The organism is Paenibacillus sp. NRS-1782 (assembly GCF_050467685.1).
Lineage (GTDB): Bacteria > Bacillota > Bacilli > Paenibacillales > Paenibacillaceae > Paenibacillus > Paenibacillus terrae_A.
The window spans coordinates 25129-37141 of record NZ_JBITPH010000041.1; the positions used below are offsets into that span (position 1 = coordinate 25129).

The following is a 12013-nucleotide window of genomic DNA, read 5'->3' on the forward strand; positions in this document are numbered from 1 at the left end:
GAAGTAATATATTCAACGGACTAAGAGTCTGTCCAATGAAATAGAGATACCTCTAACGCTGCAAATGAAGTAAATCTAAGTAGCAAAGGGTGTTCGGATATGGCGAACAGTTCCAGCTTTAGGTGCTTTGTCGGGCCTGAACAATGAGGCGATGTGTCGGATTTACAAGAGGGTCACATGTAATTAATGTGAGAAGCTTTTTATTTTCAAAACTTTTCAGAACGGAGACGTCTGTAGGAGCGACAATCGAAATTTTATAGACTGTATAACTATATTGTTCACCCTTGGTATTAATCATGATTTTATCTCCAATCTTCACCTCGTTCAGCCGATTAAATAAACGTCCTGCTGTACGCGCACGGTGGGCTGCTATGGCGGCGTTTCCTGTCTGACCCAGAGCTGCCGTTTCCGACATATGTACAGATGCGTGCTTCATATTATCCCGAGTTGCACCCTCCAGCACAGGAAGCTTCAAATCAATGCGATTAATGCTAATGGTGGCAATGGGGAGTTGCTTGGTGTCTGGTTCATTTGCGGGTACCGAAGGACCTCGTGTGGTTTCGATGCCCGTGTTTTCTGCAAGCTTGCTGGACAAGCGCTTATAGCTGTCGATAATGCTAGGGTTCAATACCTCTGCTTCTTTCAAAAGCTCGCCCTGCTTCCGATCTTCGATCCATTCATTGGCTTTAGGAAACAAAATAATGAGTAATCCCAAGGCGATAAACAAGTATGATAGCTTACGCAATCTAAAAACCTCCCTAACATATGTAAGGTGTATCGCGTACTGATTTTAAAAATCCCCCCTTTCTCATTTAGTGTAGTCTGAGAAAGGGAGGGGATGATTATTTTTATTTTTTGCCCATCCGTCTATATTTCAGATATGCGCCACAAATGATCATAGCTAGGCCTGTTAAATAGAAGGGAGCAGGGCTGTTTTCTCCTGTTTGTGGCAATTTATTTGCCGATGGTGAAACATTCGGATCTTTCGGTACATCAGCAGGAACTTTGATTCCACCACGAGGCAGAGAGTCGTCATCACTTTCCACGGGGGGATTAGGTTCCTTATTAGGTTTAATGATTGGTAATTTCGGTTTTGCTTTCGGTGCAGGTGTAGATGCAGGCACAATACCACCCGTTGGCAGGCCCCCATCATCATCCGTCTGTTTTTTGTCAGGTGTAGATGCAGGCACGATGCTATCTAATACTGGGCTCTCAACATCCACAGTCTGTTCTTTATTGTCCACTAAAGGAACGGATATAGACGGCGTAGTTGTTGTTTCAGAATCTTTGTCGCGTTTTTTACCTGATCCCCCAGGGCTGGTAGGTGTACCAGGCGTGCCTGGGTTGGTAGGTGTACCAGGCGTGCCCGGATTAGTCGGTGTACCAGGTGTACCCGGGTTGGTAGGTGTACCTGGATCTGTATTGTTTTCTTTGTGGTTGGTTACCACAACTTTCTTAATACCAGCGCTTTGTTTGATTGTATCGTCTATTTTGATTTCAAGCTTACTATCCATTATTTTATAGCCTTGGGGAGCTACTAGCTCTTCCAAGATGTAATCATCATGGAGCAATGCAGAGAACACAATCTTCCCTTCCGCATTGGTAGTTTGAATGATTGGGGCTCTTTTCTCCGCTTTATCATAGAGCGCGAATTTTGCTCCAGGCAGTACCTTATCAGGCTCATCCTGATCAACCTTTGTAATTTCGAGGCTTTCTTTAATACCACTGCCTGAACTGGAGCCGGAAGAAGTCCGCACAATAATTTCTTGATTCGTCTCCTTCTGTTCTGTTGTTAAGCGATCCCCTTCGAAGGATACTTTGTTGCTCACCTTTTCTTTGTCAGCTGCATCAATGAACGCTTGATATTCCAGAATAAAGGCGGAGGAAATCTCCTTCGTAAAAGCAAGCTCAAAAGTTTCCTGACCTTGAGCATCTGGCTTGAAAATGAGCTTGTAATCAAGATCCCTAGTTAGTTCTGTACTCTTGGTAACCTTCCCGTTTTCAGACACCACAGTTGAATACAGATGAAAGGAATTCTCGATCAGAATCTGATTGCTGCTGGGATGATCCACAATTTTGGCATTTGTTACTTGAGACTGTCCTTCGTTTATACGGATTTGCCAGTTAATTTTATTCCCGTTCTGGCTGCCGCTTTTAGAAACATATTCTCCACCGTGAGGTAAGGTTACTTGGGCTGACCATTCTGAGATTATATTTTCTCCATCCAGAAAAAGGGCCTTATTGCGGATTTCTCTTTCAATAAGTTCTCCTTCCAGCGTCGTTTGGAACGTAATCCAATATGGGGTTTGAATCTGATTGTTAAATTGGATACGCAACGTGTTGCCATTTTGTTCGGATGGGAGAATAAGTGTGTACTGGTCTGCTGGTAATTCGGAGCCCTTTTCCACGCCGTTCCTCGATCCAGTCAGTGTCATGTTGTACACTTTAACGGAGTTTGGCAGTAGCTTCTGACCTTGCAGCAATGGATCTTTTATTTCCGGTTGTTTTAGGGTCTTACGGTTATAGTTGGCCTTAATGTCCCATGTGATGTGTTTGGAGCTGGCATTGTAGCTTCCTTGCTTGGCTCCATTCTGCTGGGTCATGATGTCTGGAAAGACCCGGGCGTCTGCTTCTGCAGATTTTGAATCTCCGTCCTGCTGCCATTCAATGACGGACTTATTCCAGAACTCAGTCTTTTTCACATCTTTTTTCCAGTCATTATTGAATGCGGTTGAATATTTGATCGTATAAGTATCTTGAATTGGTGCATGGAAAATGATATTAAATCCTTGCTTATTATCCGGTGATAACGGAATAAGCTCATAATCTGCGGGAGCTTGAAGCTCCGTTTTTCCGTCAGCGGATTGGATTTTCAAAGTATTCGGCAACAAGGCCAAGCCGTCGTTGGGAAATACATCCTTGATGACGATATCGTTCATAATATATTGATCTTCATTGATGGTAATAACCCAAGGTATGAATTTTGCGTTATAGTTCGGCTCCTTGGATTCTTTAATAATAATTCCACTTTTAAGAGTTGCTGTGGCATCCTTAGAGACTCCACCTGAAGTCACACGGTTCGTTACCTTATCATCTTGATATACACGTTCTTTGGCTTTCGTTTGATAACGAATGGTATAGGCTGTATCCACATCGGAGTTGAATTGGAGATCAAAGCCGTTGCTGTCCAGATCATTCGTAACCGGAGAGACGGTATATTCTGAGGATGGAAGTACCTCTTGAGTATCGTCTTTGTATATTTCAAGTGAAGCGGGAAGCCATACCTGACTGTTGTTGAACCGATCACTTAACAAGGCTTTGTCGGCAGGTATTTTCTTTTCGCTGAAGTTGTACTTGATCACCCAAGATACCGTTTGTGTAACAGGGTCGTAGCTTTCCACCTTCTTGGACAAGAATTCTCCGCGATCAACCTGTACGGTAGCGGTAGCAGAGACACCATTCATAGAGTCTCCCGAAAAAGTAGCTGTGTTGGAGAATCGGGTCTCGTCACTTGTAATATCTGTAGAATACTGAATCTGATAGGCTGGGCTGATGCTCTCGTCTTTAAAACGAATAACAAAGCCCGTACCGGCCTGATCTGGTTCGAGCGTATACTTGTCCCCACTGATTGGGTCCTTAACTACCGTCGAGCCGTCAATATTGACTTGCAGATTATACAGTTGGAAGGAGTCTCGCAACAGCTCCAGCCCTTGAGGAGTCGGGTCAGTTACGATCGCATTCTTTACGGTGTCCAATTGTGTATTCACATTAATGGCCCAGTCAATCTTGTTTTTGCCGTTAGCCTTTCCTTGTTTACTTATTGGGGGACCGGACACGGGTTTGATGTTGACGATGGATGTTTGTACCCCGATCTTAATTGGAGTCGAAATAATGACTTCTGTACTGCCTTTTGCAACTTCCTTACTGAACTCGGTTTTTACTTGCAGTTTTCCGCTTACGTTGGAATGATTCTCTACGTAATCGTTAAAGGTCATAATGACTTTCCCTTGGCGATCTACCGTAAAGGTACCAACCTCTCCATCTGTTGAAATCAACGGAGACGAGATATCTGTGTAAATTTCAAATTGTTCCGGTAAGTTAAAGGTGAAGGTATCACCTTCTTTATACTGATTGTCCGGAATCTCCCATTCATAGCTTAGCTGGACTGCCGCGCCAATGTCCACACGGACGCCAGGATTATCCACAGCATCAATGATACGGCCAGTTTCATCCGTCAAGATCAGCTTGGTTAAAATATTGTCTACTTGAACTGAGTTGGTCGCTGCCTGAATCATAGGGGCTATGCTGGGAGGTGCCTCTAACGGTTCAGGGTTTGGAATACCGTATACATCTTCCATAACTGTATTCGCAGGATCGCTTATAGCGCTTTCTGGTACAGCCGTGGTTGAAGTGTCTGCGTAAGCCAACGCTGCACTAAAAAAACTTTGGAAAATAAGCAATAGTACAATGATCGTTGCGTTTATTTTTGTTCTCATACTCTTAAGTAAGTCTCCTATTCATCATAATATTATGGAAAGTACCCGGGCGGATTTGGCTCCCCCCTCTTTCTTGTCCCGGAAATAGTATATTCAACAAACTTAGTTTTTAAATGACTGACTAGATATACAATACCTTCCTTATCTCAACAATTTCTCAACAATAATAGAAAAAAGCCCTGATCGCAGTGATCAGGGCTTTCTACAAAAAAAATTAATATTGTTTTGTTTTTGTATATTTGGAGGGTTCTTTGGCCATTGCAAACTTCTGTTTTCCGCTTTTTAGAGCAGCATCTACTGTAGTGTCAATGATAACCCATTGATTGTTGATATTGACTTCATTCCAGGCGTGGTAAGTTTTCACATAGGAGGATTCACCCATAACCAGCTTCGTTGGAACATCCACACTTCGAAGCATGGCGGCGAACAGTGAAGCGTATCCATAGCAAATGTCTTTTTGCGAAACTATTGTACGATCAATTTGTGGAAGGTAGTCTGTTGATAGGTTGAAAGGCTGATTGGAATCGTATTTAATATGACTAATGACATACTCGTAAATACGTTTCACCTTTTCATCATCTGTCTTTGCACCCTTGGTTAATTCCTTGGCTTTCCGAATCGCCTGATTCGTATCGCTCCAGTCAATATTTTGAATAGAATTGAGGTATATGGTTTTACTGTCATTCAAATTTAACTGGACCGTTTCTTCACCTATCACTTTATACTGGTTGCCAGTTAGCTGTTCCAATAAACGAATGTTATAATTGCCATTGCCCATTTGAAGAGCAAATGCTTCTTCAGGCTTGCCCGAATTCAGATAATAAGAGTATTTCTCCGCATCCTTGGTAATTACAATCTTGGTTTTGACATTGGAGTTGACAGGATAACGTATACTAACAATACCGTGGTTTACGTTGTTTTGATTCAGCCATGCCTGACTTTCGGCAGCAAATGCTGTCGTATGTAGGGGGATGGATAACAAAAAAACCAAAATAATTAAAAAAGATGACATTTTCCTCATAGAAAAACTTCCTTTCGGCGGCTAGGCTGCCATCTTAAAAAGAAGGCCCTATAGCTTTGCGTCCCTGCCTTTCGACAGGTTTGCTATTATCGTATAAAGTTTTTCAGGAAAAAAGACACGACAAAAAGCCTCTCCAACCGGTAGCTGGCTGCCATCTTAAAAAGAAGGCCCTGTAGCTTTGCGTCCCTGCCTTTCGACAGGTTTGCCATTTATCCTGAACAGTCTATATCTATCATTCTATCAGTTGGACTTCCGATTAGGCAAGCACAATCTCAGATTTTCTCTGTTTTTCGACAAAGTCATCTAATAGATGAGTTTATAGTTTGGTTCGATTCCCCCATTTTTTGCGGAAGGAATGTGGGGTTTCTCCGACATGTTCCTTGAACAGGTTGATAAAATGGCTAGTGTTGGGAATCCCTACAAACCGTGCGATATCCACAATGGATTCGTCACTGGTTTTAAGCCAGCCTTGAGCCGCTGTGATGCGGACATTAATGAGATAATCAATTGGAGAAAATCCAATCTGTTTCTTGAAGTTTTTAGCGAGATTGAATTTGTTTAACTCAAACATGTCTGCCAGCGAATCCAGCGTAATTCGTTCACTGTAGGATCGATCCAAATATTGCTGAACCTTGCGTACCTCGGTGATCGTATCCTGATTTACATACGGATGATCGTAGGGGTGCTGCAAAATATAAGTCAGCAACTCACTGATGAGTCTGGATGTCAACAGTTCAGCAGAGAGAGTTCTGTCAGATTGTACGCATAAGAGGGAACGCAGCTTGTCCAATATGGTGACTGGATCGTTGAGTGATATTACAGGCTTGTTGTGCTTGGCAAATTGTTCGTAGAAATTGTCGATCAGATTGCCGTACACATTTACACTGATAAACTCCCAAGCTTCATGACCAGCACTGCTGTACTGTACGAATTCCTCACAATTAACGAAAAACATATCATGAGGCTTCAATATGTATTTTTTCTCTCGGTACAGTAATTCCCCTTGTCCTGATAACGTAAAAACGAGCAGAAACGAGGTGAGTTCCTTCCGTTCCATGGCATAAGCAGATGTTTTTTTGAAATAACCTATTTCCTGTATATAAAAAAGGGATCGCTTGGCAAAAGCGGAGGGAGTACGTGCAATGACGACTGGATCGCTGCTCCAAGGGGTCCCATTCCCGTTGTTTTTTTGGTCTGTTGTCATGTCCAATTCCTTTACAAAAGAGCAAATTTATCAAGCTAATCACTGTTTGTTTAACAAACAAAATGGTGGTTTACACATGATTTCCTACTTAATACGGTTTATTTTATCACATCATATAAATGCATGTAGCGAATAATATTTTGAATTATTTCCCAATCTAAATCAGGTGTACTATTATGGTGAAAACAGCCTCGTTTCCTCCATATTTTTAACTCATTCATCCATATGAAAAAGTTAAATTATGTTGAAAAAAATTCGGAGATGCCATGGATTTAATTCAATTCTGGAATAAAATCCAGGAAAGGATGCTAAAGGTATTCTATGCCCATTCCACCTTCCAACGTGCATATCCTTTTGTTTTGAAAAAAATGGGTCTTTGTTCTAGCGAAATAGTTCATTAGGCTTATCATGGAAAAAAATGAGATTGGGTCCAATGTTGTGATTTTGTTCACAAATATGTAGACGCACGAGGGAGATATATGAACTCTTTTTGTGCTGATTAGTGCACTGTAAATATATGCAAATCATATGGAAAATAAAAGTATAAAAGTACAAAATAACACAAAAAGTGTATTATCTTATTTGCGTGATTTTCTGCTTCGATGCGTTCTAATATAATAGGAAATAGAGTGCCGTTAGCTTTGGAATTCATACAGGCAATGATATGATGGGTAATACAGATATAGGGCTTCACTTACTCAACAGTCAGTTTGGAGGATTAATAGGATGGGAAAACCAAAAAATACGAAAACCGCAGCGGCTTGGTCGCTCGTTATTCTGGGAGCGGGCTTTGCAGCTATGTTGCCTTTTCAGCAATATAGCTGGGCTCGGTTGTTAGCAGGTGCTTTCGAGGCCGGGCTTGTCGGAGGACTGGCGGACTGGTTCGCCGTCACCGCATTGTTCCGTCACCCGCTGGGCATTCCGATTCCACACACAGCACTTCTTCCCAAGAACAGGGACAAGCTAACGAGTACCTTGGTGAGTACGGTGGAAAATAACCTGCTTAATAAAGACAGTATCGCATCTAAAATTGCCGATATCCGGCTGGCCGATTTGATGCTGGATGGTGTGGAAAAGGGCTTGCGCACGCCGGAAGCGGCCGCATCCATAGATGTTCTCGCCAAACGACTGGTCCGGTCGCTTCCGCTTGCGGAGCTGGCCCCAGTAATTGCGGCCGAGATCAAGCGGCAGGTGACAGATTTCGACGCCGGACCGCTGCTGGAGGCGCTTGTCCGTCAAACCAGTGAGAAGGGCTATGACCGCCGCGCGCTGGATGACTCGCTGGAGCAGGCTGAATCCTGGCTTTTGAAGCCGGAAACGGGCTACACGCTGGGTACCTTGGGAATGCAGGCTATTAGCGGTTTGCAAGTGAGCGGGCTGATGCAATTTGCCCTGAATGCGTTCCTTGGCTATCTGAACGAAGAGCGCATGGGTGAAATGATTCGCCACTTCCTGCTGGATCAGGTTGCGGAGCTGCAAAGGGAAGAACATCCACGCCGTCGGGCCGTGCTGGATGGTCTGAAAACACAGCTGACCCGTCTGGCGACGAAAGATACGGTTCAGGAAGGCTTGAACAGCTGGAAAAACAACCTTGTGGGAACCTGGGAAGGCGATGCGTCGGTGCTTCATAAGATGGAAGAGCTGCGCGTACGCTTATTGGACTATATGGAAGACGGCAGCTATGTGCCGACCTATATTTTGCCGCTACTGGATCGGATGCTGGCTGATTTGAGAGGGAATACCGAGCTGCTGGACAAGATCAATTCTAGAATTGTGGCAGGCATTACCGGGCTGGTGGAAGCCAACCATAGTCGAATTGGTAATCTGGTACGCGAAAATGTAGATAAAATGGATAACGATTCCCTGATTGCTCTGATGGAGGACAAGCTGGGGCAGGACTTGCAGTGGATACGTATTAACGGCGCGGTTACGGGCTTCCTGATCGGTATTGTCCTGACAGGTGTCCGTATGCTGATCGGTTGATTCATTAGAGAAGAAAATGCTACAGATAAGGTTGTGAAGCAATGAGGCTTTGGCACGAAGAGTTGATCGACAAGCTGCCGCGGCCGCAACTGCTGGGGCAACACCGCGAGTGCTGTGCACTGCGTGGGAACGGGTGGGGAAAGCGACATGCTACGGTTAATTATGTGTTCGACTATCACCCCATGCTGCTCGTCCGCTACCATAAGCTCATCATGGACGAAATGAAAAGTCGCGGTTACAACGTTGATCCGCTATGGGAGCAGCCGTTGTATCGCGGCAAGCAGTGCGAACCGTGGGCGACAGAGCTTGGCGAGGAACTGGAAGCTGTCGGAGCGTATGCGGAGCATGACGATGCTTATATGCAGGAATGCCTGGATAATCTGGCCTCCAAGGGTATTCTGATCTTGGAGCAAGGGTCTATGGCTATGTCCAGATACAATTTATCTGGCTGCGGTGATGAATAAAAGTTGTTAGAGGAGAAGAATTTAATATAAAGAGGGCGGGCTGCAATAGTCCACCGTTAAAGTGAATGATCGCAAGCTCGCCTGTTATGATGTACTATACTTAAAGCTTGGGTAACCCTGTTGGACATGCTTTTACAAGACCCAGCGTGTGACCTTTTCCAGCTGTTGTCTGGATTTTTCCCGCTTGGGTTCGTGAGCGCGATAACCAAAGGCAGCAATGACCGATATATCCAGCAGTCCGTTCTCCAGCAGTCCTTCTTCCTCCAAAATGGCGTGCACCTGATCGTAGTTAAAGCCCTCAATCGGGCAGGAATCAATGTCGATCTGAGCCGCCGCCGTCATCATATTGCCCAAGGCAATGTAGGTTTGCTTGGAAGCCCAGTCGAATAACGTACGTTCGTTTTCCAGCAGGCGTTGATTTTCACCCTGAAAGATTTTATATCGGCCCGGCAGTGAGGCAAAGTCTTCCTCGGACATCCCTTTAATCTCTTTATACATATACTCCACATACGGGGAATCATAACGAACATCCTTGCGTGCCAAAATCAGGACAACATGGCTGGCATCAGGAATCTGTTTTTGGCCCCCGCTTGAAACCGCAGCCAGCTTTTCTCTCAATGCCTGATTTTGTACGACCACAAATCGCCACGGCTCAAAACCGACAGAGCTTGGGGAAAGTCGACCGGTTTCGAGAATAAATTGAAAATCTTCCTCCGGTATGATGCGATCAGGATCGAATTCCTTGGTGGCATGTCTGAACAGAAAGGCATCCAGAATCTCCTGTTTTTTAGCTGATGTATTGGACATGAAGTGTACTCCTTCCGTTTTGGGTTAAGTTGGTGCTCCACTTATTTTCTGCTACTATAATGAGAGCTGATATCGAATGTATAGTCATCATATAAAAAGTTTTTCGCAGGAACAAGTACGCACATATTTGTTCCTTGTCATTACTCTGAGATTTCGGGTCTACAATCAGTAGAAAGAAGGGGAAACCATGACGCAAGAGATGGAAAATACAGTCAGCGTGAACTTTGGATGTCCGGTAGCGAAAACGGTAGGGGTTATAGGCGGAAAATGGAAGGGAGTCATTTTATATCATTTGACCACAGGACCGCGCCGGTATAACGAAATTCGACGGACCTTGCCCAATATTACGCAGCGTATGCTGACCTTGCAGTTGCGTGAGCTGGAACGTGACGGTATCGTACACCGTGAAATCTATAACGAGAATCCGCCGCGTGTGGAATACTCGCTTACTCCGTTGGGGGATACGTTGAGGTCGTTGCTGTATTTTATGAGAGAATGGGGTATCTTCTATGGGGAACAGACCTGCGAGCCTGTGGCGGCAAATTCCAAGTGTGGGGAGCCTTCTTGTTGAAGTGAAAAATGAGGAATGCCCGTTGATGATCTCATGAGCTTCGCATGGAAGATGCATGAAATTCATCAGCGGGCGGAATAAGGACAGGGTTATTTTTATAAAATGTAAACCTATTTATTCTAGATTATTTAAACTTGATGGATTCGTTCATCTGCGTCCAGGCGGTTTCTCCAATGATGCCCAGCCGCCAGATGGCGATGCCCTTCAGATCATAGCGTTTCGCCAAACCGATCTTAGCGTTGATGGTGCTGTCTTTTTCGCTACCCATAGAGATCCCCAAAATCAGCTTGTCCCGTGAAGCTTCCTTCAAAGCCAGTCGAATGGCTTCGTCTACCTTATCGAGTGGCTCAGGCGTTGCCTTTTGTCCGTAATCATAGGCCATAATGATCAGATCGTCCGCCAGATTGCCCAGTGTCTTGTAGTCGTAACCTGAGTAAGAGCTGTTCAGCGGGTGCAGGACGACCGTGAGCTTGAGTCCGGTCTGATGCGCTTTGGCCGACAGCTTTTGGATGAAGGCGTTGTAGTCTGAACGCGCCTTGGCTTTATCGCCGCTCCAGCCCAGTCCCTCCAGATCCAGCGTGATGCCTTTAAACTGCTTGTCGGTGGCGGTGCTGACGATTTGTGAAATCGTCTGCTCCTGAAGCTGTACATTTTCCAAAACTTTGGTCAGCTCGTGATTGCCGTCTCCAGAATAGACCATCAGGTAAGGGGAAGTCCCCTGACTGTCTGCCTCCTGTACAATGGACTCCGGTGTTACGGTGCCGGCGGCTTGAGGCCATTTGTATTCCTTACCGCTGGTCGTAAATTGTCCGTTCGCATCAATTCGGCTCCAGCCGAAGGCTATCGCGTTAAAATCCGGTATTTTGGATTTTTGGTCGAAGGAAGATAGCGCATAAAATCCCACTGTATACATAGGCTCACGCGGCGATGTAATGGATACTGTCCGCGTTCCCTGATTCCAGTTGACCGTGGCTCCAAACTGCTGCCCGAAGAAGCCTAACGGAATCATTGTGCTGCCACGCACGGTTTGGGGTGCGGCTGTTAGTTGCACCGTTTGCCCGTCGACTGTCGCATTGCGGCTACCCATTTTCAGCACGACCTGCTTGGTTGCAGAGACCTGTGATTTGGTAGCGGTAATGCTTTGGCGGGCTTGATCCCATTTCACCGTAATGCCAAGAGCCTCAGAAATAGCACGAAAAGGGACCATGGTCGTGCCGTTCATCATTGCGGGCTGTACGGGGAACGGTAACGGATATCCGTCCAGCACAATGCTGACCTGCCCCGCTTCTGCCTGCGCAGACGGGCTATAGATACCTGCTGCGGCACTCAGAAAGATGGCGCTGGATAACAGAGCCTTATTTACGATTTTCATCTTATACTCTCCTATGCATCATAGATTACAAAGCTATCATGTTAGAATCGTGAGGTTTCTACTATTTTACCAAAAAAAATGATAGATAGGTGAAT

The 12013-nt window shown here is 45.0% G+C and carries 9 protein-coding genes and 2 riboswitches; of the genes, 3 read left to right on the forward strand and 6 right to left on the reverse strand.

What is annotated here, in order from left to right:
- Positions 1–118: 118 nt before the first annotated feature.
- From ACIFQM_RS16270 to ACIFQM_RS16285, 4 genes are all read right to left on the reverse strand, one after another.
- Positions 119–745 (reverse strand): class D sortase, encoded by a 627-nt coding sequence (locus ACIFQM_RS16270; protein WP_430065776.1) that lies wholly within the window; start codon positions 743–745, stop codon positions 119–121.
- Positions 746–848: 103 nt separating this feature from the next.
- Positions 849–4496 carry a collagen binding domain-containing protein gene (locus tag ACIFQM_RS16275; RefSeq protein WP_430041297.1) on the reverse strand — a complete coding sequence of 1216 codons (3648 nt, stop codon included), beginning with the start codon at positions 4494–4496 and terminating at the stop codon, positions 849–851.
- Between the two features lie 214 nt (positions 4497–4710).
- Positions 4711–5517, reverse strand: a complete 807-nt coding sequence (locus ACIFQM_RS16280) for a transglutaminase domain-containing protein (RefSeq protein ID WP_430041298.1) — start codon at positions 5515–5517, stop codon at positions 4711–4713.
- Positions 5518–5530: 13 nt separating this feature from the next.
- Positions 5531–5612, reverse strand: a riboswitch (cyclic di-GMP riboswitch).
- Between the two features lie 41 nt (positions 5613–5653).
- A riboswitch (cyclic di-GMP riboswitch) is annotated at positions 5654–5734 on the reverse strand.
- Positions 5735–5833: 99 nt separating this feature from the next.
- A complete protein-coding gene (locus ACIFQM_RS16285) occupies positions 5834–6721 on the reverse strand; it encodes an AraC family transcriptional regulator (protein WP_430041299.1) in 888 nt (295 codons plus the stop codon).
- Between the two features lie 726 nt (positions 6722–7447).
- On the opposite strand from ACIFQM_RS16285, the gene ACIFQM_RS16290 reads away from it, so the two are divergent.
- Positions 7448–8704 carry a DUF445 domain-containing protein gene (locus tag ACIFQM_RS16290; RefSeq protein ID WP_430041300.1) on the forward strand — a complete coding sequence of 419 codons (1257 nt, stop codon included), beginning with the start codon at positions 7448–7450 and terminating at the stop codon, positions 8702–8704.
- Positions 8705–8745: 41 nt separating this feature from the next.
- Positions 8746–9168, forward strand: coding sequence for a TIGR02328 family protein (locus tag ACIFQM_RS16295; protein WP_430041301.1), 423 nt, complete (start codon positions 8746–8748; stop codon positions 9166–9168).
- Positions 9169–9300: 132 nt separating this feature from the next.
- On the opposite strand, the gene ACIFQM_RS16300 is transcribed toward ACIFQM_RS16295, so the two are convergent.
- The gene (locus ACIFQM_RS16300; RefSeq protein WP_430041302.1) at positions 9301–9975 is read right to left on the reverse strand and encodes an NAD(P)H-dependent oxidoreductase; all 675 of its coding nucleotides are present in this window, start codon (positions 9973–9975) and stop codon (positions 9301–9303) included.
- A gap of 187 nt (positions 9976–10162) precedes the next feature.
- On the opposite strand from ACIFQM_RS16300, the gene ACIFQM_RS16305 reads away from it, so the two are divergent.
- Positions 10163–10546: a winged helix-turn-helix transcriptional regulator gene (locus tag ACIFQM_RS16305; protein ID WP_430048277.1), complete on the forward strand. Its 384-nt coding sequence runs from the start codon at positions 10163–10165 to the stop codon at positions 10544–10546.
- Between the two features lie 124 nt (positions 10547–10670).
- On the opposite strand, the gene ACIFQM_RS16310 is transcribed toward ACIFQM_RS16305, so the two are convergent.
- A complete protein-coding gene (locus ACIFQM_RS16310) occupies positions 10671–11918 on the reverse strand; it encodes a stalk domain-containing protein (RefSeq protein WP_430041304.1) in 1248 nt (415 codons plus the stop codon).
- Positions 11919–12013 lie beyond the last annotated feature (95 nt).

Bases quoted from the DNA above. Each gene is read 5' to 3' on its own strand.
- ACIFQM_RS16275 (WP_430041297.1), bottom strand. From the start codon at position 4,496: ATGAGAACAAAAATAAACGCAACGATCATTGTACTATTGCTTATTTTC.
- ACIFQM_RS16310 (WP_430041304.1), bottom strand. From the start codon at position 11,918: ATGAAAATCGTAAATAAGGCTCTGTTATCCAGCGCCATCTTTCTGAGT.
- ACIFQM_RS16295 (WP_430041301.1), top strand. From the start codon at position 8,746: ATGAGGCTTTGGCACGAAGAGTTGATCGACAAGCTGCCGCGGCCGCAA.
- ACIFQM_RS16290 (WP_430041300.1), top strand. From the start codon at position 7,448: ATGGGAAAACCAAAAAATACGAAAACCGCAGCGGCTTGGTCGCTCGTT.
- ACIFQM_RS16300 (WP_430041302.1), bottom strand. From the start codon at position 9,975: ATGTCCAATACATCAGCTAAAAAACAGGAGATTCTGGATGCCTTTCTG.
- ACIFQM_RS16305 (WP_430048277.1), top strand. From the start codon at position 10,163: ATGACGCAAGAGATGGAAAATACAGTCAGCGTGAACTTTGGATGTCCG.
- ACIFQM_RS16280 (WP_430041298.1), bottom strand. From the start codon at position 5,517: ATGAGGAAAATGTCATCTTTTTTAATTATTTTGGTTTTTTTGTTATCC.
- ACIFQM_RS16285 (WP_430041299.1), bottom strand. From the start codon at position 6,721: ATGACAACAGACCAAAAAAACAACGGGAATGGGACCCCTTGGAGCAGC.